Annotated in this window: 26 protein-coding genes; 13 read left to right on the forward strand and 13 right to left on the reverse strand. The window is 65.1% G+C overall.

Going from position 1 to position 23,761, the window contains the following annotated elements:
* The first annotated feature begins 71 nt into the window (after positions 1-71).
* A complete protein-coding gene (locus tag B9A95_RS27195) occupies positions 72-1,766 on the forward strand; it encodes a dynamin family protein (RefSeq protein WP_084050235.1) in 1,695 nt (564 codons plus the stop codon).
* Between the two features lie 32 nt (positions 1,767-1,798).
* On the opposite strand, the gene zapE is transcribed toward B9A95_RS27195, so the two are convergent.
* A complete protein-coding gene (gene zapE / locus B9A95_RS27200; RefSeq protein WP_084050238.1) occupies positions 1,799-2,806 on the reverse strand; it encodes a cell division protein ZapE in 1,008 nt (335 codons plus the stop codon).
* A gap of 58 nt (positions 2,807-2,864) precedes the next feature.
* Entirely contained in the window at positions 2,865-3,566 is a 702-nt protein-coding gene (locus tag B9A95_RS27205; RefSeq protein WP_084050241.1) for a S4 domain-containing protein, read from the reverse strand.
* A 99-nt stretch (positions 3,567-3,665) separates the two neighbouring features.
* Here B9A95_RS27205 and B9A95_RS27210 point away from each other — a divergent pair, with 99 nt between their 5' ends.
* The 3 genes from B9A95_RS27210 to B9A95_RS27220 all read left to right on the forward strand — a co-directional run bounded on the left by B9A95_RS27210 (position 3,666) and on the right by B9A95_RS27220 (position 5,821).
* On the forward strand, positions 3,666-4,121 hold the full coding sequence (locus B9A95_RS27210) for a DUF3197 domain-containing protein (protein ID WP_084050244.1): 456 nt from the start codon (positions 3,666-3,668) through the stop codon (positions 4,119-4,121).
* A 90-nt stretch (positions 4,122-4,211) separates the two neighbouring features.
* Complete coding sequence (gene rlmB / locus B9A95_RS27215; RefSeq protein ID WP_084050247.1) at positions 4,212-4,928, forward strand: 23S rRNA (guanosine(2251)-2'-O)-methyltransferase RlmB; 717 nt, start codon at positions 4,212-4,214, stop codon at positions 4,926-4,928.
* Positions 4,925-5,821 carry an aldose 1-epimerase gene (locus B9A95_RS27220; protein ID WP_084050250.1) on the forward strand — a complete coding sequence of 299 codons (897 nt, stop codon included), beginning with the start codon at positions 4,925-4,927 and terminating at the stop codon, positions 5,819-5,821. Before rlmB ends, B9A95_RS27220 begins: the two co-directional genes overlap by 4 nt.
* A 9-nt stretch (positions 5,822-5,830) precedes the next feature.
* Here the strand turns inward: B9A95_RS27220 and B9A95_RS27225 are convergent, their stop codons facing one another.
* Positions 5,831-6,049, reverse strand: a complete 219-nt coding sequence (locus B9A95_RS27225) for a hypothetical protein (RefSeq protein WP_084051016.1) — start codon at positions 6,047-6,049, stop codon at positions 5,831-5,833.
* Positions 6,050-6,148: 99 nt separating this feature from the next.
* Entirely contained in the window at positions 6,149-7,228 is a 1,080-nt protein-coding gene (locus tag B9A95_RS27230) for a S1C family serine protease (protein WP_084050252.1), read from the reverse strand.
* Positions 7,229-7,298: 70 nt separating this feature from the next.
* On the opposite strand from B9A95_RS27230, the gene B9A95_RS27235 reads away from it, so the two are divergent.
* From B9A95_RS27235 to B9A95_RS27245, 3 genes are all read left to right on the forward strand, one after another.
* On the forward strand, positions 7,299-7,799 hold the full coding sequence (locus B9A95_RS27235) for an EVE domain-containing protein (RefSeq protein WP_084050255.1): 501 nt from the start codon (positions 7,299-7,301) through the stop codon (positions 7,797-7,799).
* A gap of 791 nt (positions 7,800-8,590) precedes the next feature.
* Positions 8,591-9,310: an FAD-dependent thymidylate synthase gene (gene thyX / locus B9A95_RS27240; RefSeq protein ID WP_084050258.1), complete on the forward strand. Its 720-nt coding sequence runs from the start codon at positions 8,591-8,593 to the stop codon at positions 9,308-9,310.
* A 51-nt stretch (positions 9,311-9,361) separates the two neighbouring features.
* Positions 9,362-9,994 (forward strand): lysophospholipid acyltransferase family protein, encoded by a 633-nt coding sequence (locus B9A95_RS27245; protein WP_342744617.1) that lies wholly within the window; start codon positions 9,362-9,364, stop codon positions 9,992-9,994.
* Here the strand turns inward: B9A95_RS27245 and nrdR are convergent.
* The 5 genes from nrdR to dnaB all read right to left on the reverse strand — a co-directional run bounded on the left by nrdR (position 9,963) and on the right by dnaB (position 13,514).
* Positions 9,963-10,424 (reverse strand): transcriptional regulator NrdR, encoded by a 462-nt coding sequence (nrdR, locus tag B9A95_RS27250; RefSeq protein WP_084050261.1) that lies wholly within the window; start codon positions 10,422-10,424, stop codon positions 9,963-9,965. The two genes, B9A95_RS27245 and nrdR, sit on opposite strands and share 32 nt — an antisense overlap.
* Complete coding sequence (locus tag B9A95_RS27255) at positions 10,421-11,131, reverse strand: SDR family NAD(P)-dependent oxidoreductase (protein ID WP_084051018.1); 711 nt, start codon at positions 11,129-11,131, stop codon at positions 10,421-10,423. Before B9A95_RS27255 ends, nrdR begins: the two co-directional genes overlap by 4 nt.
* A gap of 74 nt (positions 11,132-11,205) precedes the next feature.
* Positions 11,206-11,427 (reverse strand): hypothetical protein, encoded by a 222-nt coding sequence (locus tag B9A95_RS27260; protein WP_084050264.1) that lies wholly within the window; start codon positions 11,425-11,427, stop codon positions 11,206-11,208.
* 48 nt (positions 11,428-11,475) lie between these two features.
* Positions 11,476-12,168, reverse strand: coding sequence for an NUDIX hydrolase (locus B9A95_RS27265; protein ID WP_084050265.1), 693 nt, complete (start codon positions 12,166-12,168; stop codon positions 11,476-11,478).
* The gene (gene dnaB / locus B9A95_RS27270) at positions 12,168-13,514 is read right to left on the reverse strand and encodes a replicative DNA helicase (protein WP_084050268.1); all 1,347 of its coding nucleotides are present in this window, start codon (positions 13,512-13,514) and stop codon (positions 12,168-12,170) included. The genes B9A95_RS27265 and dnaB overlap by 1 nt, the downstream gene beginning before the upstream one ends.
* A gap of 349 nt (positions 13,515-13,863) precedes the next feature.
* Here dnaB and B9A95_RS27275 point away from each other — a divergent pair, with 349 nt between their 5' ends.
* From B9A95_RS27275 to B9A95_RS27285, 3 genes are all read left to right on the forward strand, one after another.
* Positions 13,864-14,265 carry a type II secretion system protein gene (locus tag B9A95_RS27275; RefSeq protein ID WP_084050271.1) on the forward strand — a complete coding sequence of 134 codons (402 nt, stop codon included), beginning with the start codon at positions 13,864-13,866 and terminating at the stop codon, positions 14,263-14,265.
* Positions 14,266-14,340: 75 nt separating this feature from the next.
* Positions 14,341-16,113 (forward strand): O-antigen ligase family protein, encoded by a 1,773-nt coding sequence (locus B9A95_RS32760; RefSeq protein ID WP_139807005.1) that lies wholly within the window; start codon positions 14,341-14,343, stop codon positions 16,111-16,113.
* 36 nt (positions 16,114-16,149) lie between these two features.
* Positions 16,150-16,701 (forward strand): DUF1802 family protein, encoded by a 552-nt coding sequence (locus B9A95_RS27285; RefSeq protein ID WP_084050277.1) that lies wholly within the window; start codon positions 16,150-16,152, stop codon positions 16,699-16,701.
* 178 nt (positions 16,702-16,879) lie between these two features.
* Here the strand turns inward: B9A95_RS27285 and B9A95_RS27290 are convergent, their stop codons facing one another.
* A complete protein-coding gene (locus B9A95_RS27290) occupies positions 16,880-17,344 on the reverse strand; it encodes a hypothetical protein (protein WP_084050280.1) in 465 nt (154 codons plus the stop codon).
* Positions 17,345-17,513: 169 nt separating this feature from the next.
* On the opposite strand from B9A95_RS27290, the gene B9A95_RS27295 reads away from it, so the two are divergent.
* From B9A95_RS27295 to B9A95_RS27305, 3 genes are read left to right on the forward strand one after another with little or no spacing between them, the layout of a single operon-like run.
* On the forward strand, positions 17,514-18,269 hold the full coding sequence (locus tag B9A95_RS27295; protein ID WP_084050283.1) for a class I SAM-dependent DNA methyltransferase: 756 nt from the start codon (positions 17,514-17,516) through the stop codon (positions 18,267-18,269).
* Positions 18,260-19,237, forward strand: coding sequence for an NAD(P)H-dependent glycerol-3-phosphate dehydrogenase (locus tag B9A95_RS27300; RefSeq protein ID WP_084050286.1), 978 nt, complete (start codon positions 18,260-18,262; stop codon positions 19,235-19,237). The genes B9A95_RS27295 and B9A95_RS27300 overlap by 10 nt, the downstream gene beginning before the upstream one ends.
* Positions 19,230-19,796 carry an HD domain-containing protein gene (locus B9A95_RS27305; protein WP_084050288.1) on the forward strand — a complete coding sequence of 189 codons (567 nt, stop codon included), beginning with the start codon at positions 19,230-19,232 and terminating at the stop codon, positions 19,794-19,796. Before B9A95_RS27300 ends, B9A95_RS27305 begins: the two co-directional genes overlap by 8 nt.
* Positions 19,797-19,839: 43 nt before the next feature.
* Here the strand turns inward: B9A95_RS27305 and B9A95_RS27310 are convergent, their stop codons facing one another.
* From B9A95_RS27310 to B9A95_RS27320, 3 genes are all read right to left on the reverse strand, one after another.
* A complete protein-coding gene (locus B9A95_RS27310; RefSeq protein WP_084050291.1) occupies positions 19,840-20,514 on the reverse strand; it encodes a V-type ATP synthase subunit D in 675 nt (224 codons plus the stop codon).
* A gap of 67 nt (positions 20,515-20,581) precedes the next feature.
* Positions 20,582-21,991, reverse strand: coding sequence for a V-type ATP synthase subunit B (locus tag B9A95_RS27315; RefSeq protein ID WP_084050293.1), 1,410 nt, complete (start codon positions 21,989-21,991; stop codon positions 20,582-20,584).
* A complete protein-coding gene (locus B9A95_RS27320) occupies positions 21,988-23,736 on the reverse strand; it encodes a V-type ATP synthase subunit A (protein ID WP_084050294.1) in 1,749 nt (582 codons plus the stop codon). The genes B9A95_RS27315 and B9A95_RS27320 overlap by 4 nt, the downstream gene beginning before the upstream one ends.
* Between the last annotated feature and the right edge of the window lie 25 nt (positions 23,737-23,761).

Genomic DNA, 23,761 nt, shown 5'->3' on the forward strand with positions numbered 1-23,761 from the left:
TACAACCATTCCAATATTTTATTATAAACATTATTAATACTAGGCAACTTCATTTAAAGTATTATGTCCGCATGCTCGTCTCCCCCCACTTTCAGGCCCTCCTCTCGCGTGAGCGCACGCTCCTCGCGGACCTTCAGGCCTTTCTGGAGGTCCAGGGCGCCCCGCCCGAGGCGGCCGAGCACGCCCGCCAGGCAATCAAGGGGCTGGACGAGAGTTTCCTGCTGGTGGTGGTGGGCGAGTTCAATGCAGGCAAGAGCAGCTTTGTCAATGCCCTGCTGGGCGCGGCCGTACTGGCCGAGGGCGTCACGCCAACCACGGACCGCATCTATGTCCTGGTGCACGGCGAGAAGCCGGGCGAGATGGAACCCACGCGCGATCCCTTCGTCAGTCGCCTGACCTATCCCCTGCCCAGCCTGGAAGGGGTGGCGCTGGTGGACACGCCCGGCACCAACGCGATCATCCGGCAGCACCAGACGCTGACCGAGGGCTTCTTGCCCCGGGCAGACCTGGTGCTGTTTCTGACAAGCGCGGACCGTCCCTTTACCGAGACCGAACGGCAATTCCTGACATTGGCCGCGCGTTGGGGACGCAGCGTGGTGATGGTGGTCAACAAAGCAGACCTGCTGGAGACGGCCGAACAGCAGGAGCAGATACGGGCGTTTGTGGAAACAGGCGCGCGCGGGGTACTGGGCCTGACGCCGCCCGTGTTTCTGATCAGCGCGCGGCGGGAGCAGCGGGGCGGCGACGCGGGTTTCGGGGCCTTGCGAGACGCCCTCCGGGCGCGGCTCTCGGAAAATGAACGGGTCCGCCTGAAACTGCGAAGTCCCCTCGGAACAGCCAGAGAACTGCTGGCAGCGGAGGAGTCCCGGGCGCAGGCTGCACGCGCGGTCCTGACTCAGGACCTGCAGGTGCTGCGCGATCTGGAAGGTCAGGGCGAGCGGCACAGGGAGGCGATGCTGGGTGAACTGGACGGCCAGCTCAACCGGGTGGGCCGGCTATTGGGCGAGTTCGAGTTGCGGGCGGACCGCTTTATCGACAGCAAACTGCGCTTCGGCAATCTGCGCAGCCTGGTCAACGGCCGCGAACTCGAGGACAGCTTCCGGCGCGAGGCCGTGTCGGACCTCCCCGAAGCCGTCGACCGGCAGTTCGGCTCGATGATCGACCGTTTCGTAGAGGCCAACCTTCACTTCTGGGAGGACGTGCAGGCGTTCCTGATCCGCCGCCAGCCTTCCGGAGAAGTGGCCCGCACCCGATTTTCCTACGACCGGGGCACCCTGCTGGAGGGCATCGCCGGCAGCGCCCGCGACCACCTGGAACGGACGACCGAGCAGGAACTCGCCCGGCAGCTGTCGCGCGACGCTGAGGACGCGGTGAAGGGCGGTGTCGGCGGCCTGGCGGGTGGGATCGGGCTGGGCGCCCTGCTGGGCCTGGCGGTGGGGGCCACGGCCCTGGACTTTACCGGCGGCATCCTGGCGGGCCTCACGCTGGGGAGCCTGGGCCTGTTCGTGCTGCCCAACAAGCGGCTGCAGGCGCAGCGGCAACTGCGGCAGCAGGTGGCAGTGTTGCGTGAAGCGTTGGAACGCATCATCCGCCGCGAGTATGAACGCGAGCAGGAACGCGCCGACAGCCGCCTGCAAGACGCCATCCGCCCCTATACCCACTTTACCCAGGGCGAGGAAGTGCGCCTTGCCGAGGCCGAGCGGCGCACCACCGACCTGCGGGGGTCTCTGGAGGCGCTGGAGGCGGAGGTGCGGGCACTGGCGTAGGAACGCCGGCGGCATTCCGCACTTCTCCCTACTTATCCCTCCCGCGCCTCGCGCAGCAGCTCGGACAGGCGGCTGAGGCAGCGGCTGTATTTCTTGGCATACGCGCCGTGGCGGTAGGTCTCGCTGAAGAGGCTGCCCAGCGGCGCGCCGGTAAAAGCGGCCCGCAGGCCAAAATCATACAGCTTGTCTACGAAATGCACGAAGCGCAGGGCGATGTTCTGGTCCGGCATGGGGGCGAGGTCCGTGACGGCCAGCGCCTCTACGCCCGCGAGCATCCGGGCAAAGCGGCTGGGATGAACGTCGAGCAGATGCCGGTTGAGGTTGCGGTGAGGCAGCACAGCGAGCGTGGCTTCGGGCTGCCGGGCCAGCCAGGCGCGGAACTCGTCTGGGGTGAGGGGCTGGGCCGGCGTGGTGCCGCGCTGGCGGTAGTCGGGGCCGTCCACCCGGCGCGTCTCAAAGCGGCTGGCGATGCCCTGAATCTGGCGCTGAAAGTCCGAGGCGTTGAAGCGGCCCTGCCCCAGCGCGCCGGGTTCGGTATTGCTGGTGGCCACCACGCCCGTGCCGCCCGGCATCAATTGACCCAGGAACGTGTTTGCCATGTGGGTATTGCCGGGGTCATCCAGCTCGAACTCGTCGATCAGGAGCAGGTCATGGGTGCGGAAGGTCTCCACGGCCCGGTTCATGCCCAGCGCGCCGATCAGGTGCATCAGGTCCTGAAAGCCCATCAGGGCCCGCTTGCCCTGGGCAGCGTGGTAGGTGCTGGCGAGCAGGTGCGTCTTACCCACGCCGAACCCACCGTCGAGGTACAGCCCCCGGCCCTCTGGACGCGCGCTGCGCCGAAACAGGCGAAAGCCGCCGGGCCGCACCTGCGCGCCCTGCAAGAAGGCCTGGAGGCTGGCCCGCGCCTCCTCCTGGCTGGGAAAGTCGGGATTGGGGCGGTAGTTCTCGAAGCGCACGTTCCGGAAGCGGGCGCTCGGCTTCAGGTCCGCCGTGAGTTCTTCGGGCGTGACCTGGGGATTGCGAGCGGTGAGATCGATCATGGAGGGGAAGCCGTCAGCCGGAAGCGGTCAGCCGGCAGGCGGAGGAACGCCCCGGCCTTCACCGGTGGACGTCCAGCTCGACCTTGAAGTTACCCCGTCGCGTCTCGTTGACCACCCGCTTAAAGTCGATGCGGCCCAGGCCGTCGGCGCTGAGGGAGTCGCCCTCACGGATCTCGGAGCTGGCACGGGCGGCCTGACCGTTGAGGCGCACCTTGCCGCCGTCGATGCCCTGCTGAAAGTACGCCCGGCTTACACCGAAGCCCTTGGCTCCCACCACGTCCACGCGCATGGAGGGCACAACGACCTCGCGGGTCTTGGAGCCCCGGCCCGCGCTTTCCCCAACTTCCTCGACCTCCACCTCGCGCCCGCCGAGTTCGGTCAGCGCTTCAAGGGTGCCCACGGCCTTGCCGGTGGCTGCGATCAGGAAAGCCCCGCTGCGCTCCTCACGCACGTCGCCGAGCTGGTCTTCGGGCAGGTTCAGGCGGCGCAGCTGCACCGCGAAGTCCTGCACGTCCCAGGGAGGACCGCCCGCGCCCGGGGTTACCCGCAGCACCGTCACGCCGCTGTCTACCTCGGGGATATGCGCCGGGTGGAGGGTCAGCACCACCCGGCGGGCATCGGGAAAGCCGCCCGCGATGACGTGACGGATGTCGTCGCCCGCCAGCAATCGGCGGTCCAGATCGTCGCCCGCAAGAAAGGCGCTCCGCACCACGCGGCCGCCGCGTGCCTGCGCCACCATGGTTTTCAGCGTCTGCGTCATGCGGGCAGGATAGCGTTCCAGAACCGGAGGGGCCTCCACAACCGGCCAGACCGTCCGCGCCTCTCCCCCTGGGTGAACGGACCCTCTACACTGGGCCCCATGCATGTCGCTGACCCGTTCGGGGTGCCCGGAGCACCGCTGCAGACGCTGCACGCCGTTCTGACGTACCTCGAAGGCCAGCCGGACAGCCGGGCGGCGGGCGCGGCCGAGGGGCACGGACGGATCATCCTGATCACCGACCGGCAGGAGGAACGCCCCGACCGGCGCTACGCCGCCCTGCTGACCCTGGGAGGCGAGGCGCTGATTACAGCCCCCGCCTTTGGCCCAGCCTTCGGGGAGGCGGGCGGACTGGCCCTCAAGGAACTGGTGGACTGGGCGCAGGGCCGGGGCTGGGGGGTGCGCGAAACGGTACTGAATGCCTCCGACTTCACCCGCGTGCTGGCCGAACCCAGCGAGGGCGAGGTGCGCCACCTCATCGCGGCGAGCAATCCCAGCGATCCGGCGATCTACACCACCCTGCCCAAACCGGGCAAACGCGACGACTGGGCCGAATAGGACCGGGGTGAGCCGGGAAAGCGGTTTGACGGTCAGCCGATCTGACCCTTAAGCGTGCCCTTGCGGAGGGCACGGCGTTACACTGCCCCCATGTTGTTGTACGGACGAAACCCGGTGCTGGAAGCCCTCCGAGACGGGCGCGTGACGGAGGTGCTCGTCGCGCGCGGAGTCGAAGAGGCGTTCGTGCGCGACCTCAAGGCCTTTGACATTCAGGTGAGATTTGCGCCGCGCATTGAGCTCGATCAGCTCGCGGGCACCACCCAGCACCAGGGTGTGCTCGCGGAAGTCGAGGACCTCGCCTGGGCCACGGTGGACGACATCCTGGACCGCGCCGAGGCCAGGGGCGAAGACCTGCTCGTCATGCTGCTCGACGGCATCACCGACCCGCGCAACTTCGGGGCGATCATCCGCTCGGCGGAGGTGCTGGGCGCGCACGGAGTGATTGTGGAGGAGCGCCGCAGCGCGCCGCTCTCGCCCGTGGTGGCGAAGACGGCGGCGGGCGCGACGAGCCACCTGCCCGTCGCACAGACGAAAAACCTGCCCCGCCTCATCGACCAGCTCAAGGCTGAGGGCGTGTGGGTCTACGGCGCGGCGGGGGAGGCAGCGCAGGACGTGGCCCGCACGGACCTCAGCGGCAAACTGGCCCTGGTCATCGGCGCGGAGGGCGAGGGCATGCGCCGCCTGGTGCGCGAGAAGTGCGACGGCCTCATCCAGATCCCCACCCGGGGGCAGGTACAGAGCCTGAACGCCTCGGTGGCAGCAGGCATCCTGCTGTATGAGGCCGCCCGCGCCCGGAGAAAACCATGACGCTGCAAATCGAGACGGTGAGCAGCGAACACCTCACGCTGGAGATCGTGCCTGAGGTGGGCGCGAGCATCCTGAACCTGCGTTCACGCTCTGGACGGCCGGTGCTGCGGCGCGTTGATCTGAAAAACGTGAAGGCGAGCAGCCAGTGCGCCAGCTTCACGCTGCTGCCCTTTTCCAACCGTATCGCGGGGGCACGTTTCCCCTTTCGGGGGGAGCAGGTGCAGCTGCGCCCGACGACGCCGGATGGCCTGACCCAGCACGGCGACGTGCGCAACCGGTCCTGGCGGGTCACGCACGTGTCGGAAAAGCACCTGCTCTGCGACTTTGACAGCCGTGACTTTGGCGACGTGAACTGGCCCTGGGCCTTCACGGGCCGGGTGGAGTACATCCTGCACGGGCCGCATCTGGATACCAGCGTCACGCTGACCAACGTCGATACCCGCGAGATGCCAGCTGGGCTGGGCCTGCACCCCTACTTTACCCGCGAGCAAGACGGGCAGGACGCCCGCCTCTCCTTCCACGCGCCCCTCACCTATGACACCGACGCGCGGCACCTGCCCACAGGTGGGGCACGTCCCCTTCAGCCGGAAGAGGATTACGAACGGGCCACCGGGGTGGGTGGACGGAACATCGACCAGACCTACGCCGCGTGGGACGGGGTGGCGCGGCTGGACTGGGGAGAAAGGGCGCTCGTGCTGACCGCCGACGCGGTCTACTCGCACCTCGTCGTTTTTACGGCTCCCGACGGCAGCCTGGCCCTGGAACCCGTGACCCACGCCACCGACGCCTTTAACCTCACGGCGCGCGGCATCGGCGGCACCGATATGCGCACCCTCGCGCCCGGCCAGAGCCTGGCGGGCACGGCCCGCATCACCTTGGAAGGGGAATGGTAGCGAGGAGCGTTACGCCGCCAGCAGCGCGAGCAGGGTCCCAAAATGGTCCCGCAGTTCGAAACCCGGGCGGTCCCGTTCTCGCAGCCAGTGGAGCGCCAGCACCAGATCGTCCGTCTCGTGGACGGTCTCGGGACCCTGCGGACCGGTCCAGACCAGGCGGTAGGCGCGGGACGGCGTGGGTGGGGTCCAGCGCTCCGCGCCGTCTTCGCGAACGAAAGCGCGTGACATGCCCCCAGCTTGCCCGCCTGCGGTGAGGCCCGGCTGGGGAGAGACCCAGGTCACCTTGAGAAGGGGCGGGGGCACATCGGGGAGACGTCCGGGTAAACGTCAGGGCTCGTCCAGGTTCGGCACGCTGCGCCGCCCCACCAGCTGAATCTGGGCTTCCCGTTCCTCACCGTTGCGCACGTATCCGAGTCGTACCGTATCGCCCACCTTCGCCTGACGAATAGCCCCGATGACCTCGTTCGCGTCGCGCGTCCGGCGGCCGTCCACCCGCACGATCACATCGCCGAGCGCCGCCAACCTCCCCTCGCGGTCCAGTGTGGCGCCGCGTAGTCCGGCCCGTTCCGCTGGGCTGCCCCGAGCCACGCGGCGCACCACAGCGCCCGGGGGATCGGTCATGCCGCTGTGCACCACGTCGAAAATGAGACCTACCACCGGCACATCCCGCTGTGCCCCGGTCCGCAGCGCTGCGATCAGCGCGTTGCCCTCCGTCACGGGCACGGCGTAACTCGCACGGGTCTGACCGCTGTCGTCCACCCGGATATAACTCACCACGCCGATGGCCTGCCCGTTCCCGTCGATGATCGGCCCACCGCTGTCGCCGGGCGCGAGGGGGGCCGTCATTTCCAGCGTGCCCTGCGGAAAGTCGGCCCGGCCCGCCTCGGCGCTCAGCCGCAGGACCTGGCCCCGGCGTGGTTGCAGAAAGTCCCCCCCACTGTTGCCGATGGCCAGCACCGTTTCCCCAGCACGTGGAGGCCGGGTGGCGAGGTTGAGCGCTGGAAAGGGGCCACGGCCCTCCACCTGCAGCAGGGCCACGTCCGCCCCCGCATCGTAGGCCGTCACCCGCGCCCCCATCGCCCTTCCCGAGAGGGTCTGCACCCGAAACAGCTTGCCCGTTGCCACGACGTGGTAGGCCGTCAGCACCTGCCCCTGCGCCGAGATGAAAAAGCCGGTGCCCAGTCCACCCTCCTGCGTCCGGGGGTTCAGACTCTGGACCTGCACCACGGCGGGGCGCGAGCGGACGAACACCTTCTGGGCCCCCTCGGGCAGCGCTCCGGGCAGGGTGCGGGTGGTGGCCGGCGGGGCCAGGCCCTCCGCCCCGCGCCCCCCCGGCAAACGGTCCGGCAGCAGGTACGCTGCCAAGGCGAGCAGCAGCAGCACGGGAAGCCAGGGCAGGAGACGCACGGCCCAGAGTGTAGAGCGGTCCGGGCAGACACAGCGTGCCCGAAGGTACGGAGACGTTACCCTCTTGCCCATGTCCTTTCCCCCGCCCCAGTTGTGGCTCCTCAAATCCGAGCCTGACGTGTTCGGCTACCCGGACCTCGCCCGGCTGGGGCGCGAGCGCTGGAACGGGGTCCGCAACTACCAGGCCCGCAATTTCTTGCGGGAGATGCGGGTGGGGGACCTCGGGCTCTTCTACCACTCGAACGCCAAACCGGCGGGCGTGGCGGGCGTGTTGCGGGTGGTGCGGGAGGCGTACCCGGACGACCTGCAGTTCGATCCGGCGAGCGAGTACCACGACCTGCGCAGCGCAGCTGAGAATCCCCGCTGGAGCATGGTGGATGTGGAAGCGGTCCTCGCCTTTCCCACCATACTGACCCTGGACGCCCTCCGCGCGCTGCCCGAGTGGGCGAACTCACCCCTGACCCGTCGGGGCACGCGCCTGAGCGTGATGCCCCTCACGCCCGAGCAGTTTTGCTCGGCCCTGGCAGCGGTGGGCCTGCGGTTGGAGGACCTCGTTGCAAATCACCTTTGAGCTCCTCACGCCCCGGGCACCTGCCGCTGCTCCAGACCTGGCTTCAGGCTCCCACGTCCGCACCTTCTGTGACGGCGGCAAGCGGAGGGTGGAGGCGGTACGGGCGCATGACTTTCGTCCACGCTTCGCCCCGGACGGCTTCCTCCTTCTGGGTGGACGGGCGGCCTGTGGGTGATGTCCTGCGGGCACAAGTGGCGCCGGAGCCTCCCTGTGTCGGCTGGCGGGATGCGGAGCGTGGAGCTGCTGACTGGGAAAGTGGAGGGACGGAGCGGGGCCTCATACGGTTTCCGGATCATCCGCTTCGCTTCGGTGGTTCCATACCTCCCCGTCACCGTTTTTCCTGCCTGCTGCGCTCGGGTTGGCCCGCGATTTCATCACTGATGAACCGGAATCCTTATCCCTCCCCAGGTGGTCCCTGCCTTTCTGGATCAGTTGCGGGCCTCTGCCTGGGCTGAACGCCGGGGAAGGCGAGGTGTTGCCCGTGGCGCCGGACCTCCAGGAAGCTTAAAGCCCGTGTCACGAAGCTGTCAGACGCCATTTGCCACACTGACGTATGGAACTTCTGCTCGCCGCGCTGGCCATCGTCCTCTCGCTGCTGCTGGCCACGCGTCAGGAGCGTCCCGCCTACCAACCCGTTCGCGTGCGTTCGCGTCACCGCTAAGCCCCCCTTCCCCTGCCCCTCCACTTCGGATGGACCGAGTGCCTCCCTCTTCCGTCCGTTCCCCCATGGCGTCCGCCTGCTCCTGTCTCCGGGGCAGGCGGTCAACTGTGGGTGGGTAGACTGTGGGCCGATGACCGCCAATGCTTCCGCTCCCCTGACCCTCTTTCCCCTGAGCGACGGCCTGGGCAGCGTCTCGCTCGTGCAGCACGTGGGGGACGACAAGATGATCACGAACGCCGCCAGGGTAAGTTTCGGCGGTGACAACCTCGCGCCCCTCAGTGCCCGAGACGAGAAACTGATCCGCTACTTGCTGCGGCATGGGCACGGCAGCCCCTTCGAGCACAACCTGATCACGTTCAAGGTGGTGTGCCCCATTTTCGTGGACCGGCAGGTGGTGCGCCACAGGGTGGGCGTGTCAAAAAACGAAATTTCCGGCCGGTACGTCGAGCTGGAGGAACGCAACTTCACTCCGCCCACCTTTCGCAAACAGGCCCCCTCCAACCGGCAGGCCAGCGTAGAGGACGACGGCACGCTCGATCAGGAAGGGGCCGCGCGGGTCTGGGAGGAGGCGTGGCGCGGCGCGTTCGGGGCCTATGGGCGTCTGCTGGCCCTGGGCGTGACGCGCGAGCAGGCGCGCGGTGTGCTGCCCCTGAGCCTGTATACCGAGTCGTATTACACCTTCAATGTGCGCTCGCTGCTGCACTTCCTGGAACTGCGTGACCACGAGGGGGCGCAGTGGGAAACCCGGCTTTTCGCGCGCGCGATGGGAGAGCTCGCCGAACCGCTGTTTCCCGTCACTTTTCGGGAGTGGAGGGCGCTGCATACCGGCGAGGCACCCCAGGGCGCTTGAACGCTGTTCAGAACGAACGGAAAAAGTCGGCCTCACGCCTACACTGCACCTGTGTCCGTCACTTGGATGAACCGCCCGCACACCCTGGGATCGCGCCTGGCGACGCTGGCCCTGCGTCTGACGGGCTGGAAACCGGTGCTCGCCCCCCCACCCGGGCCGAAGTTCGTGGCCGCCGTCGCCCCGCACACCAGCAACGCGGACTTCTGGCCGGGGATCGCCTGGCGCTGGGCGACGCGCGCGCCCGTGCACTGGGTAGCGAAACGCGAGCTGTTCCGCCCTCCGCTGGGCCCCCTGCTGCGCGCCTGGGGCGGGCTGCCGGTGGACCGGGCGCGGGTGGGCGGCAACTTCGTGGACGCGGTGGTCGCCGTCATTCAGCGTGAGCGGGAAATCGTGCTCGCCGTCGCGCCGGAAGGCACCCGGGCGCGGGGCGAACACTGGAAGACGGGCTTTTACCACATGGCGGTGGACGCGGGCGTGCCCATCGGCGTCACGGTCTTCGACTGGAAACGCAAGCAGGTGGGCGTCATCGGTTACGTGGAGCCCTCGGGCGACATTGAGGCCGACTTTGCGCGTATCCGTGAACTGCTTCAGGATGTTCGCGGCCACACCCCCGCCAACGAGACACCCGCTTGGCCCCGCCCGGCGGGAGAACCTACGGCAGGCCGCCTTCCTCCCCGTCGGTGAGGCCCCGGATTTCCTCGATAAAGCGCTCCAGGCTGTCAAAATCGCGGTACACGCTGGCAAAGCGGATGTAGGCCACGGCGTCCAGGGGCCGCAGGAAGGTCATGGCGCGGCGGCCGATCTCCGCCGCCGCGAGTTCGGCGACCTGCACCTCGTCTTCGAAGCCGTAAGCGAAGGCACGCAGGCGCTCGGGGTCCACTGGGCGCTTCTCGGTGGCGAGGGTCAGGCCGCGCAGCAGCTTGTCGGGGTTGAAGGCCTCACGCTGGCCGCCGCGTTTGAGGACCATCAGCGGTTCGAGCTGCGCGCGCTCGTAGGTGGTAAAGCGCCGGGCACAGCCCAGGCACTCGCGGCGGCGGCGAATGCTGGCCCCGTCATCGCTGGGGCGCGAGTTGACCACCTTGGAGTCGGGCGCGGAACAGTAGGGGCACCTCACCGCAAGTTCACTTCCGCCGCGCGGACCTTCGGTACGGGGGGCAGCGGCACCTCCAGCACCGTGCCGCGCAGGTGGGAGAGGCCCGGCAGCGCCAGCGTGAGCACCGCGTCGGCCAGGGGGCGGTCCAGCGCTTCCTCCCCGCTGCTGGCGCGCCCCGGCAACACCATGTTGACGCGCAGATCCTCATCGTGGGCGTGTTCCACCAGTCCGCGCAGCGCGCCGCGCTGGGGATGGGCGTGCAGCCCCGTCTCGTCGAGGTGAGGACCGATCAGGGTCAGCCAGGCGCCCGGTTGGCGGCGGCGCAGGATCTGGGCGATGGCCACGCTGCTTTTCACGTTGCAGTTGAAAAGATCCATCCACTCATTCTCGCTGAGCAGGGTGAAGTTGGTGTGCGCGCGCTTGTCAGAGAGGTGGACCACCCCATGCAGGGCCCCAAAAATCTCCAGCACGCGGTTTTGCGCGCTCAGCCAGTCAAGCGGTACGCCCACGTCCGCCTGAATGGGAATGGCAGTACCCCCGGCGAGTTCCAGGCTGCTCGCGGCGGCGGCCAGCGTCTCGCTGTTGCCGCCCAGCAACACGACGCTCGCGCCCGCGTGGGCCAGCGCCAGACTCACCACCCGGCCGTACCCCTGGTCCGCGCCCGTCACCGCGACGACCTGGCCGGCCAGCAGCGTACCAGCAGAGGAAAAAGCAGAGGCGAGCGTCATGCCGCTTAGCATAACGCCCCTGCCCGGCAGGCGGGCAGGGGCGTTATGCTTGCGAAGGGATGGCCCCGCGTGAATTAGCCCGCCTGGGGCAGGGGACGCAGGGCTCCTGCCGGAAGATCGCCTGCACGGTGGCCCTGGTCGCAAGGCAGGCACCAGTACGCCTGATCACCGTCACGCAGGTCAAACAGCGCCAGCGGCTGACCACAGGAGGGACAGACGTGGGCGTAACCGCGCCCGCTGTCCGGCAGGACCTCCTCTCCCTGCCGGGCCGAAGAAGTACGTAATGCCCGCTTCATATTCTGATGATAGCAGAAAACGCCACTGGAAGGAGGGTGGTGCGGGAACTACAGGTCCGCCTCGTCGGTGGGGTCGTCCTGAACAGGCTGTGTGCCCGGCATTCCGCCCACCCGGCGGCGCTTTCGCAGCATGGCGGGTTCCTTGTCGAGGTTGAAGACGAAATGGCGGGGGCGGCGGTCACGCAGCCAGGTTTCCAGCGCCACCAGCCGGGGCCGAAAGCGGATGAACTCGCGCAGCTGCCGCAACGGCACGAAGCGGGCCTCCTGCACGTCGCGGTCCGGATCGCGCGGCGCGAGGGTGCCGCCCACCTCCCGGCCGGTGTAGAAGAACTGAAGGTGGTGGCCCCAGGTCTGGGCCTGAAACTCGACGATAAAGGCCAGATCGCGCAGTTCCACCACCAGACCCGTCTCCTCGTACGTCTCGCGGCGCGCGCCCTCCTGCACGAGTTCCCCAGCTTCGAGTCCGCCCTTGGGCAGCGACCAGCGGCCCCGCTCGCGCACGAGCAGAATCTCCTCACCCCGCAGCACGATGCAGCCCACACCGATTCGCGGCTCGGCGAGTGGGCGCTTTTGCCCGCGCTTGGTGGGGGCGGCGGGCACAGGCACGCTGGTCGCGCCCGACACCTGCCCCGGCAGTGGGGGCTGTCCGCTCCCCTGACCTGGCCCCCGTACACCCCGCCGCCGCCTGCGCCGCCGCTGCGCGCCCGCTCCGCCGGGCGCCACCTTGGCGTCTTCCGGCATCAGACCCCCTCCGGCGCGAGGTCATTGAAGCGCACGTGCGCGGAGTGGAACTGCAGCTTCACGGTACCGACCGGCCCGTTGCGCTGTTTGCCTATGATGATCTCGGCAATTCCCTGTTGATCTGTCTCTTTATTGTAATACTCGTCTCTATAGATAAACATTACGATGTCTGCGTCCTGTTCGATCGCTCCGGACTCGCGAAGGTCCGACAGCATTGGCCTATGGTTCGGCCGCTGTTCCACCGCGCGGCTCAGCTGGCTTAAAACAATGATCGGCACTTCCAGTTCGCGCGCCAATCCCTTAAGTCCACGCGAGATGGTGCTGATCTCCTGCTGCCTGTTGTCGCTGCCACCGCTGCTCTTGCCGCCGGACATCAGCTGCAGGTAGTCGATGACCACCAGCCCGAGCTGCCCATGCTGAGCGGCGATGCGGCGCAACTTGCTGCGCAGGGCATTGAGGGTCAGGTCCGGCTCGTCGTCGATGACCATCGGAGCCTCCGCCAGCCGCCCCGCTGCATGCGCCAACCGCTCAAAGTCGCGCTCATTGAGCTGCCCGCTGCGAATGCGGTTCATGTCCACCCGGGCCTCGCTGCATAGCATGCGCAGGGCAAGCTGCACGGAAGGCATCTCAAGGCTGAACACGGCCACGGTCTTCTCGCCGCGCAGGGCGACGTTCTGGGCGATGGAGAGGGCGAAGGCCGTCTTTCCCATACTCGGCCGCGCCGCCAGTACATTCAGACTCCCCTTCTGCAACCCTGAGATCTGCTCGTCCAGATCACGAAAGCCGCTGCTTACGCCGTCGGGGATGCCCTTGTTCTGATGCAGCAGCGTGATGTACTCGAAGGTGTCGTGGACGATCTCGCCCATCGCCTGAAACGCCTCGCCCTTCTTCTTCTGTTCAGCCACCTCGAAAATCATCTTCTCGGCGCGGTCAAGCAGGTCTTCGAGGGGCAACTGCGCGTCGTAAGCGAGTTGCATCGCCTTGCCCGACGCGCTGATCAGCTGGCGCAGGGTGTGCTTTTCCTGCACGATGCGCGCGTAGTGCTCCGCGTAGGCGGCGGTGGGCACCTGGTCCGACAAACCGATCAGGTAGGTCAGGCCGCCCACCTCGTCGAGCTGCCCCTTGACGCGCAGGTCCTCGCTGAGCGTCACGAGGTCCACGGGTTCGCCGCGCTCCTGCAGGGAGCGCATGGCCGTAAAAATCTTGCGGTGGCCTTCCCGGTAAAACATCTCCGGGCCAACCGTGTCGCCGAGCGCCGCCAGGGTGTCGTTGTCGAGCAAGACGCTGCCCAGCACACTGATTTCCGCGTCGTTGCTGTGCGGGGGAACGCGGGGGGTCAGTTCCATGCAAACCTTTCGCGCACGGGGCTGCCAGCGCTCGCCCGAAGGGAGGAGCCCGCCACAGCCGCACGTGCAGGGAGTGAAATGGGGGTGGAGCCAGTGGCCCCATTCGCCCAGGCCTCCTCTTCAACGGGAAGAGACCGGGCAGAACTGCCGCGCATCATACCACCGCGCCCCTGGCCCTGGCTTACCCCCAGTACCCCCGCCTGCAGGGAGTGGCGTAAGAGTCCTGTTAGAGAGTTCTGATTACTCTGATCTCAGCAAGGACGGGAGACACCCGGACCTGCAAGCCATAAAAAGGCCTGAGGGACCATCCTTCTATCCCTTATCCCGCAGGGCCACCCAGGAGAACACCATGAAGAACACCACCCAGGGCTTTACCCTCATCGAGCTGCTGATCGTTATCGCCATCATCGGAATCCTGGCGGCCGTGCTGATCCCCAACCTGCTGAACGCCCGTAAGGCGGCGAACAACACCGCCGCGAGCAGCATGCTGCGCAACGCGGTCACGGCAGCCGAAGCCTACCGCTCGGCCAGCGGAACCACCCTGACCGCCTCTACCGAGTGTAAGGACCCCAACGTCCTGAACCTGACGGCCCTGCCCGCCAGCGTGACCGCCTGCCAGATTCAGCAGAACGCCAACGGTACGGTCGGGTACTCCACCTCCAGCAACAACGTGAGCTACCAGTGGGACGGCAAGACCATGAAGGGCCCGGCCGAAAGCGCCACCGCTGCTATGCCCTCCCTCCCCTCCTAAGTATAACCACCCTATAACTACACTAAAACGCCCCGAAAACGGGGCGTTTTAACATTACAGAGCTGAGGTCTACAAATGAGGGCTTACAAGTTCGCCCTGGTCCTGTTCGTCATCCTCGCAATTTTTCTTGTTGTTCCATTCGGTGGAACGAATGTGCTTAATTCTCTGTATCGGCCACATATCATACTAATGTATAGCTTTGCAGCTACATTTCCTTTTGTTGGCCTGGCTATGGCCACCAGGGGGCAATCCTTGGTGGAGGTTTTGCAAAAAAAGCAGTTCAAACCTTGGGCCTTGCTTCTTTTTATTTATAGCGCTTGGATTATTTTTACAAGTGCGCAGTCTCCGATGCCGGGTTTTGCTTTTCTTGGTACCTCCTATCTGGGGTTTGGAAGCATTGCTATCATCTCAAATATCCTAATTCTCTTGGTTTTTTCTAAATATGCACCCGTTTCAAGGCTGATACAGGTTTTCATAATCAGTACAGTTATTATGTTGTTTATCTCCATCATTGAGGCTATAGGTTGGCGACCATTGCATTTTATAATGCAGGGTCGAAACATAGCATATCCAGCCGCCACTGTCGGCCTAAGACAGCACCTTGCCGGATGGTTTACCATGATGGCCCTTGCTCCTATTTTTTTCTGGCGTGGAAAAAGTTTAGATCGTAGTTTTTGGATCTGGATGGGAAGCGGTCTAATCGGGGTTGCTATATGCAAGAACAGTGCGGCTTCAATAGCCACGCTCCTTAGCTTAATAATTTGGTCAATATACGGGCAAGGCACCAGAAGGGTTCCAGCAATAAGAACAACAATCATATTTATATGCCTGGCCCTTGCGTTACCACCAGCGATCAAATCAGTAAATCATGCTCTGGGCTTCGAAGACTATGAGCAAAAAAATTATGCCTCAGGGCTAACGCTTTCTACACGCATCATTTTATGGAAAGCCGCGGCAAGAGCTACTAAGGAGCGGCCCATTCTGGGATGGGGAGATGAAACCTTTGCCTGGCAGGTATTTCAACATTTAACCCCCTCCGAATCCGAACGTCTCATTAGAATGGAAGCCGGGATTCCTGAAGACAATTTGGTTATTCATTCTGATGGTAATTACTCTTATTATTCACCCAATAAACCGCAAGACGTTAAAAAGGGTATTCTTTTATACATAAGGCCTCACAATATCATTTTTGATGAAGCATATAGTCACGGAATCATAGGCCTTGTATTATTGTCTCTATCACTGTTTTATATTTTTACCTCCATAAGAAGGAGTGACCGAATGCCACTTCTAATTGCCCTTATCCCATACCCAGTTTCCCTGCTAGCGCTTTTTTATGTTCCTACAGTTACCCCTCTATTCTTTATTTTATTGGGTACTGCTATATTTGACTCAAATAGTCCCACATCAACGTCCGACAGAGATTCCAGCACAGGACAGAAGGACCCAATTTATCCTAACAACAAGTCCAGATATAATTCCGGATTTACTATTATAGAGATGCTATTCGTAATACTAATTTTAGGTATATTGACCTCTCTTCTCGTTCCACAGCTTCTTAAGTCCAGAGCTCTAGCCAATAACTCCGCTGCTCAGTCTCTGGCAAGAAATATGGTCACTATGGTCGAGATAGCCAAATCAACGTCTGGTTCGGGCAACTTGTACACCACTGCTACCGACTGCACCCCCGATTTAATACCGTCTCTGCCATCAAATATATTACTGTGCCAAGTTAAGCAAGATGCCAACGGCACCTACAGCCTGGTTCGGTCCTCCACCAACGCCTACTTCCACTTTAATGGCAAGGCGACGGAAGGACCTCTAAGCTCTCCTCCTTCAGCTTGGTAAAGGGTCTTTCAGCTACGGAAGCAGTAAAATGAACAAATGGTCTTTTCAATCAAAGAATGGGACGCCCAGTGCCAGGCCCTTACCACCGCCCGCACCGCCCTCCTGATCCGTAAGGGCGGCATTATGGAAACGCACGGTGGCTTTGAGGTAGAGCACAGGCAATTCCTCCTCTACCCCACCTTTCTCCACCAAAACCCAGCAGAGCTGCGCCCGGAGTTCATCTCCATGCTGCGCGACGATCCACAGCCTGGTCAGATCGTCCTGACCGCCCTCGCCGAAGTCGTGGCAGTCCACAAGGTTGAGACGTTGGAGCAGGCCCTCGCTCTTGAGCCGTACCAGGCCCTGACCGCCGGAGCCATTGAGCGGCGTTTTCACTACCGCAACCGGCCCTGGGTCCACGCCCTGCTGCTGCGGGTGCGCCCAGTGGCCCAGCCGCTGGTACTGGAGGAGACGCCCGAGATGCTGGGCTGCGTCAGCTGGGTGCCCCTTCCCGAAATAAGGATTGAGGCCCAAGAATCCGTGCTGCGCGAAGAGGCGCTGACGCAACTTCAGGAAGAAGTCGGGGGCATTCTTCGACCCCAGGCCTGAACCGTCCCACAAAGGGCCCCGCCAATAGACGGGGCCTTTTCGTTTGCAGGGCTGAGAGCAGTTGTCAAAGTGCGGACTTCTTTTTGACCGGGCCCAGCGGGTGACCTTGAGTGGGCCCTGGGGAGAATGGGGCCGTGAGGGCTGCTCTTCCTCTCGCGGCGCAATCCGGACAAATGCGCTAGGGCGTGGCCGCTTCCAGATCGTAGTTGTTCAGAATCTCGGTCTGGATGTCGGACGTGCCGTTGTAGATGTTCCAGCCGTATTTGGTGCCTGCAAAAAACTGACCGTCGCGCTGGGAGTACACGAGCAGCTTGCCGCTGTCACGGCTGAGCACAGTATCTCCAGCGTTGAAGCGCCCGTTGTTGTCGGCGTCACGGAAGACGATGACCCGGTAGGTGCCGTAGGGAACGTTGCGCGGCAGGGTCAGGGTGTAGCCGCCGGTCAGAAACTTGTCAATCACCTGCGCCTGGTTGCTGTCGAAGACGTACTGGCCCTTGTTGTAGCCGACGATGGCGAGGCCCAGATTCTGATTGGGACTGAAACCCTTCAGTTGACCGGAGACGGCGGCGCTGCGGGTGCCGAAAATGCTGCAGGAGCTGAGGGTGACCAGGGCAACGGCGGACAGGGCGAGGAGCTTTTGCATGGCGTGAAACCTCCTTGGGTGATGCCTGTACCGTACGGGGCCAGGGGGCGGAGTGGCTACGGGAGAACCCTTCCCGCTTGGCTCAGCGGACACTCATTGGAGGGCTTTTGTGGGCGCCAGAGCTGACGTGGGGTTTAGACAGTCCCTGACGGCGGCTATAGTGGCGGGTATGCACGAACGCCCGTTCACTGCACTGGCCGCGGTCTATGACGCGATCATGGCCGATGTGGAGTATGACCACTGGGCCGACTTTGTGTTGACCTACGCGCGCGATGGAGAACTGGAGGCGGACCTGGCGCTGGACCTGGCCTGCGGTACGGGCGGCTTCACGCGCGAACTGCTGAACGCTGGCCTGCGGGTTCACGGCCTGGACGGCAGCACGGAAATGCTGAAGGTGGCCCGGCAGCGACTTCCCGCCGAGGTCACGCTGAGTCAGGGTGACCTGCGAACCTTCAATCTGGGCATGACCTTCGATCTGGTGACCTGCGTTTTCGACAGCCTGAACAACCTGCTGACGCTGGAGGACCTGGGCATGGCCCTGAGGCGAACGGCAGCCCACCTGCGTCCCGGCGGCCTCCTCGCCTGCGACCTGAACACCCAGCTGGGCGTGCGCGAGTTGTGGGAGGAAAACGCCATCGAAGGGCTGGCCCACACGCCCGAGGGCCGGGAAGTGCATTACCACTGGTCCCACCACTACGACGCCGCGACTGAAACTGGGGTGGTCCAGGCCTTTTGCCGGGTGGAGGACGGCGCGGGAGGCTGGGACGAATTTACCGAGCTTCACCGCGAGCGCGGCTATGACCCGGCAGACCTCAAACCCCTTCTCGACTCGGCGGGATTTACGCGCTGGGAGACCGTGGAGTATCCCGACTACGCGCCGCCCACACCGGAAACCCCACGCATCTGGGTGTTCGCATGGAAGTGAAGGGAGCCGTCCCCGTTCTCGGGGCTGGTGGCTGGGGCACTGCGCTCGCCGTGGCCCTCGTGCGCGCCGGGCATTCGGCCCGGTTGTGGGCCCGCCGCACGGACGTGGCCGCCCGGTTGGCCGAAGTCCGGGAGAACCGGGAATACCTCCCTGGAGTGACGCTGCCGAAAGGGATGGAGGTCACGGCAGACTTGGGCAAAGCTGTGGGGACAGCCTCCTTCGTCCTTGCCGCTGTGCCCAGCATCGGTCTACCTGACCTGCTGGCCGAGTTGCCCCCACACCTCGGCCTCGTGATCTGCGCGAAGGGCCTGGCCCCCGATGGCGGAAGGCTGACCGACCTGGCGCGCGAGCAGGGCTTTACCCGGGTGGCGGTCCTGAGCGGACCCAACCACGCCGAGGAAGTCGGGCGTGGCCTGCCCGCCGCAACGGTGGTGGCAAGTACGGACCGCACGCTGGCGAAAGAGGTGCAGGCGGCCCTCCTCTCGCCTGCCCTGCGCGTGTATACCAGCACGGACGAGGTGGGCGTAGAACTCGGCGGCGTGCTGAAAAACGTGATTGCCCTGGCGGCTGGAATGGGTGACGGCCTGAACCTCGGCGACAACGCCAAGGCGGCCCTGATGACCAGGGGCCTGCGTGAGATGGGCCGTTACCTCGTCTCGCAGGGCGCGCACGAGGACACGGTGTACGGCCTGAGCGGTCTGGGTGACCTGATCGCCACGTCCACCAGCCGCCACAGCCGCAACCGCGCCGCTGGGGAAGCATTGGCACGTGGAGAGAATCCACAGCAGGGTGGCAAGGTGGTGGAGGGACTGCGCACAGCAGGCCTGCTCGAAGCGTGGGCCACCGCGCACGGCCATGACCTGCCCATCGTGCAGGCGGTGGCCCGGGTGGCGCGGGGCGAGTGGACTCCGACGGAGGGCATCGCGGAGCTGATGGGCCGGGGCGCCAAGGCGGAACTCGGTGAATGAGGCAGCGCTCGTGAAGGCGGCAGAGCGCTTCGCCCAGCCCTTCTACGGCGAACCACACCGCGCCTACCACAACGTCGCGCATGTGGCGTCGATGCTGGCTGCCCTCGCGTCACGCGGCGTCCTGACCTCCACCCTGGCCCTCGCCGCCTGGGGACACGACCTGATCTATGACCCCCGCGCAGGGGACAACGAGGAGCAGAGCGCGGAGGTGTTCGGGGAATGGCTGACGGCGCAGGGAGCTGATGCCCGGCTGGCGCAAGGGGTAAGGGGGCTGATTCTCGCCACCAAGCACAGCGCACCTCCGGCAACCCGGGGGGAGGCGCTGCTCGTGGACGCTGATCTCAGCATTCTTGGGGCAGCGCCGGAAGCGTTCGCCGCCTATGACCGGGCCATCCGGCAGGAATACCGTCACGTCCCTACGCTGCGCTACAGCACCGGGCGCAAGAAGGTGCTGCAGGGTTTTCTGGAGCGGAAACGAATTTACACGGCGCCGGAGTTCGCCGGGTTGGAGGATCAGGCCCGGACCAATCTTGAAGCGGCCATCCGTGAATTGAAATAACAGACCGCCCCTGGAGGGGCGGGTCTGTTCGTTGCCGTCGCGCTCAGTCCGCGGCGGTGCCGTGCTGGCCACCCTGGGGGGCCTTCTCGGCCTCTTCCTTCTCGCGTTCGAGCTTGGCCTTGATCTTTTTCAGGCGGAAGCTCTCCTCACGCTCGCGCTGGTCCAAAACGCCGCGAATAAAGCGGATGTCGTCCTGAATGCCGGGGATCACGACCTGCTCCAGCGCGTTTACGCGGCGGCTGGTCTTCTTGATCTCCTCGCCGATCCGGCGCAGCTTGGTTTCCGTCGCTGCGACCTTCACGATGGCCTCGAGCACGCCGCCGAAATCGGTGGCCGCCTGGATGGTCCGTGCGCCGACGTTGATCGGGCTGAAGTTGGCCTGCGCCGCCCGCTCGGGGATGTTGATGCGGGGCACCTTTACGCCGTAGATGCTCTCGATCTGCATATCGATGGCGTAGTCACCGCTGCCCGCGAGGCTGAGGCTCTCGACGGCTTCAGGGCTGTCCCACGCTTTCGCGCCGAACAGACTGGTGTATGCGCCCTTGCTCACGCCCGCGAGTTGCTCGCGCGCCGCAAGGGCGTCTTTGACCAGCGCGAAGAACTCCCCGATCAGCGCGTCACGCTTGCGCTTGAGGAGGTCCGCGCCGCCGCTCGCCGTCTTGAGGCTGGCCTTGCTCGCCAGCAGGGCCGAGCGGGTGGGGCTGATCTGTCCTGCCATAATTCACCTCCCTTGTAGGTGGAGTGTTCCGCACGGCGAGGAGGGGAATCAACCCCTCCCCACACGTTTAGATGCGGTTGCCCTTCCACATCTCGTCGATCTTGGCGCCATAGAACTTGTCGATGGCGTCCTTGGACAGACGGGTCAGCTGGCTCTGAGGCAACTTGGAGAGGATGGCCCAACCCACGGTGAGGCTGTCCTCGATGGAACGGTCCTGCCCGCCCTGACCGATGAAATAGTTCTCGAAGTCGTCGGCAAAGCGCAGGTACAGCTTGTCGGTCTCGGTCAGCGCGTCCTCACCGGTGATGGCGACGAGCTTACGCAGGTCGAGGCCGTTGGCGTAGGCGGCAAACAGCTGGTCGGACACGTTCTTGTGGTCCGCGCGCGTCTTGCCCTTGCCGATGCCGTTGCCCTGAAGGCGGGACAGCGAAGGCAGGGGGTTGATGGGCGGAAAGATGCCCTTGGCGTTCAGGCCGCGGTCGACCACGATCTGACCCTCGGTGATGTAACCGGTCAGGTCGGGGATGGGGTGGGTGATGTCGTCGTCGGGCATGGAGAGGATCGGCACCTGCGTGACCGAGCCGGGTTTGCCCTCTACCACACCGGCACGCTCGTAGAGGGACGCCAAGTCAGTGTACATGTAGCCGGGGAAGCCGCGGCGTCCGGGAATCTCTTCGCGCGCGCCGCCGATTTCGCGCAGCGCCTCGCAGTAGTTCGTGAGGTCGGTCAGGATGACCAGCACGTGGTATCCGTGCTCGAACGCGAGGTACTCGGCGGTGGTGAGGGCCATGCGGGGCGTCAGCAGACGTTCGACGGCGGGGTCGTCGGCGCGGTTGAGGAACAGCACCGAACGGGCCAGCGCGCCGGTCCGCTCGAACTCCTGCGTGAAGAACGAGACTTCGCGCTGGGTCAGGCCCATCGCGGCGAACACCACCGCGAAGTCGCCCTCGTGCCCGGGCACCTTCGCCTGGCGGGCGATCTGGGCGGCCAGTTCGTTGTGCGGAAGGCCTGAGCCCGAGAAGATCGGGAGCTTCTGCCCACGGATCAGGCTGGTCTGCACGTCGATGGTGCTGATGCCGGTCTGGATGAACTCCTCGGGCTTGGCGCGCGCGGCGGGGTTCATGGGCTGGCCGTTGATGGAAAGACGCTTCTCCGCCACCACCTGCGGCAGCCCGTCGATGGGACGGCCCAGGCCGTCAAAGCGGCGGCCAATCATTTCCTTGCTGACGCCCAGGCGGGCCACGTCTTCGACGAGGCTCACGGAAGCGGTGGCGAGGTCCAGGCCGCGCGTTTCCTCGAACACCTGGATGACGGCATTCTGGTCCGACACGGAGATGACCTGACCGCCGCGCGTGCGGCCGTTGCCGTCGCGGATGTCCACGATGGCTCCGTAGGCGAGGTCAGAGGCCGCGTTCACGAACAGCAGCGGTCCGGAGATGTACGCGACGTCGTTGTATTCCTTCTTGAGCAGGGTCACGCTTTGACTCCCTTGAAGGTGGTGTCGAGCTCGTCCATGACGCCCTCGCCGTAGGCCATAAACTCGGCTTCAGGCACGTAGCGGGCGCGCGACAGCTTCTCGATCACGGGGTTCTGAATGATCTCGTCGATGGTGGCCCCGTTGCGGAGCGCCACTTCGGCCTCGTCGTAGAACTTCAGCATCATCTTCATCAGGCCGTAGTTCTTGGGCATGGAGGCGCTGGCGTCCACGGGGTCAAAGCCGTTCTGCTGCAAGAAGTCCTGGCGCAGCATGCGGCCCGCCTCGATCACCAGGCGCTCCTGGTCCTGCAGCGCGTCAGGGCCGACGAGCTGCACGACTTCCTGGAGGCTGGCTTCCTGCTGGAGGATGTTGCCGATACGCTGGCGCAGCTCGGGGAAGTCGCGGCCCACGTTCTCGCGGTACCAGCTGTCGAGGATCGGCGTGAACAGGCTGTAACTGCCGTTCCAGTTGATCGCCGGGAAGTGGCGGCGGCGGGCGAGGCCCGCGTCCAGACGCCAGAACGCGCCCGTGATCCGGAGGGTGGCCTGGGTGACCGGCTCGGACATGTCGCCGCCGGCAGGCGACACCGCGCCGATAACCGACACGGCTCCGTCTTCACCAGCGAGGGTCTTGACCGCACCCGCGCGCTCGTAGAACGCGGCGAGCTTCGCGCCGAGGTAGGGGGGGTAGCCCTCTTCGGCGGGCATTTCTTCCAGCCGGGAGGAAATCTCGCGCAGCGCCTCGGCCCAGCGGCTGGTGGAGTCGGCCATCAGCGAGACCGAGTAGCCCTGGTCGCGGAAGTACTCGGCCAGCGTCACACCCGTATACACGGACGCCTCACGGGCCGCCACCGGCATGTTGGAGGTGTTGGCAATCAGGATGGTGCGGTGCATCAGGGGCCCGCCGGTCTTGGGGTCTTCCAGTTCCGGGAACTCCACGAGCACGTCCGTCATCTCGTTGCCGCGCTCGCCGCACCCCACGTACACCACGATGTCCGCGTTGCCGTACTTCGCCACCGACTGCTGCGTCACCGTCTTGCCCGAGCCGAAGGGACCGGGAATCGCCGCCGCGCCGCCCATCACGAGGGGGAACAGCACGTCGAGGATGCGCATGCCGGTAAGGAACGGCAGGCTGGGGTCCAGCTTGCGGGCCACCGGACGGGGCGCACGCACGGGCCAGTAGTGGGCCATGCGCAGCTTGGTGCCGTCTTCGAGTTCGGCGATGGTGTCGTCGATGGTGTACTCGCCCGCATCGGCCACCCAGCGCAGGCGGCCCTGCACTTCCGGCGGCACGAGGATCTTGTGCGTAAAGGAGAACTCCGGCACGGTGCCCATAATCGAGCTGCCCGTGACGGTGTCGCCCACCTGCACTGCGGGCGTGAAGGCCCACTTCTGGGTACGGTTGAGGGAAGAAACCTCAATGCCGCGCGCGATAAAGTCGCCCGAGGCCTCACGGATCTTGTCGAGTGGGCGCTGGATGCCGTCGTAGATCCCGTTGAGCATGCCCGGCCCGAGTTCGACCGAGAGGGGCAGGCCAGTGGTCACCACTGGCTCGCCCACGGTCAGGCCGCTGGTGTCTTCGTACACCTGCACGAAGGCCGTGTCGCCGTCAAGGCGAATGATCTCGCCCACGAGGCGCTCCTGGCCCACGCGCACAATGTCGTACATCTTCGCGCCGTACATGCCGTTGGCGATCACGGCGGGTCCGGCGATGTTCTGCACGACGCCCTGCTTGTTCTGCGTCATTGTTGCTCCTTCGGAAAGAGGGGTT

The organism is Deinococcus hopiensis KR-140, assembly GCF_900176165.1.
Taxonomy (GTDB): domain Bacteria; phylum Deinococcota; class Deinococci; order Deinococcales; family Deinococcaceae; genus Deinococcus; species Deinococcus hopiensis.

Excerpts from the sequence above, each read along its gene's own strand:
- B9A95_RS32760 (WP_139807005.1), top strand. The coding sequence starts at position 14,341 with ATGAGGGCTTACAAGTTCGCCCTGGTCCTGTTCGTCATCCTCGCAATT.
- B9A95_RS27210 (WP_084050244.1), top strand. The coding sequence starts at position 3,666 with ATGCATGTCGCTGACCCGTTCGGGGTGCCCGGAGCACCGCTGCAGACG.
- B9A95_RS27225 (WP_084051016.1), bottom strand. The coding sequence starts at position 6,049 with ATGTCACGCGCTTTCGTTCGCGAAGACGGCGCGGAGCGCTGGACCCCA.
- B9A95_RS27295 (WP_084050283.1), top strand. The coding sequence starts at position 17,514 with ATGCACGAACGCCCGTTCACTGCACTGGCCGCGGTCTATGACGCGATC.
- zapE (WP_084050238.1), bottom strand. The coding sequence starts at position 2,806 with ATGATCGATCTCACCGCTCGCAATCCCCAGGTCACGCCCGAAGAACTC.
- B9A95_RS27265 (WP_084050265.1), bottom strand. The coding sequence starts at position 12,168 with ATGCCGGAAGACGCCAAGGTGGCGCCCGGCGGAGCGGGCGCGCAGCGG.
- B9A95_RS27260 (WP_084050264.1), bottom strand. The coding sequence starts at position 11,427 with ATGAAGCGGGCATTACGTACTTCTTCGGCCCGGCAGGGAGAGGAGGTC.
- B9A95_RS27320 (WP_084050294.1), bottom strand. The coding sequence starts at position 23,736 with ATGACGCAGAACAAGCAGGGCGTCGTGCAGAACATCGCCGGACCCGCC.
- B9A95_RS27310 (WP_084050291.1), bottom strand. The coding sequence starts at position 20,514 with ATGGCAGGACAGATCAGCCCCACCCGCTCGGCCCTGCTGGCGAGCAAG.
- B9A95_RS27220 (WP_084050250.1), top strand. The coding sequence starts at position 4,925 with ATGACGCTGCAAATCGAGACGGTGAGCAGCGAACACCTCACGCTGGAG.
- B9A95_RS27235 (WP_084050255.1), top strand. The coding sequence starts at position 7,299 with ATGTCCTTTCCCCCGCCCCAGTTGTGGCTCCTCAAATCCGAGCCTGAC.
- B9A95_RS27290 (WP_084050280.1), bottom strand. The coding sequence starts at position 17,344 with ATGCAAAAGCTCCTCGCCCTGTCCGCCGTTGCCCTGGTCACCCTCAGC.
- B9A95_RS27255 (WP_084051018.1), bottom strand. The coding sequence starts at position 11,131 with ATGACGCTCGCCTCTGCTTTTTCCTCTGCTGGTACGCTGCTGGCCGGC.
- dnaB (WP_084050268.1), bottom strand. The coding sequence starts at position 13,514 with ATGGAACTGACCCCCCGCGTTCCCCCGCACAGCAACGACGCGGAAATC.
- thyX (WP_084050258.1), top strand. The coding sequence starts at position 8,591 with ATGACCGCCAATGCTTCCGCTCCCCTGACCCTCTTTCCCCTGAGCGAC.
- B9A95_RS27300 (WP_084050286.1), top strand. The coding sequence starts at position 18,260 with ATGGAAGTGAAGGGAGCCGTCCCCGTTCTCGGGGCTGGTGGCTGGGGC.
- rlmB (WP_084050247.1), top strand. The coding sequence starts at position 4,212 with ATGTTGTTGTACGGACGAAACCCGGTGCTGGAAGCCCTCCGAGACGGG.
- B9A95_RS27275 (WP_084050271.1), top strand. The coding sequence starts at position 13,864 with ATGAAGAACACCACCCAGGGCTTTACCCTCATCGAGCTGCTGATCGTT.
- B9A95_RS27205 (WP_084050241.1), bottom strand. The coding sequence starts at position 3,566 with ATGACGCAGACGCTGAAAACCATGGTGGCGCAGGCACGCGGCGGCCGC.
- B9A95_RS27285 (WP_084050277.1), top strand. The coding sequence starts at position 16,150 with ATGGTCTTTTCAATCAAAGAATGGGACGCCCAGTGCCAGGCCCTTACC.
- B9A95_RS27195 (WP_084050235.1), top strand. The coding sequence starts at position 72 with ATGCTCGTCTCCCCCCACTTTCAGGCCCTCCTCTCGCGTGAGCGCACG.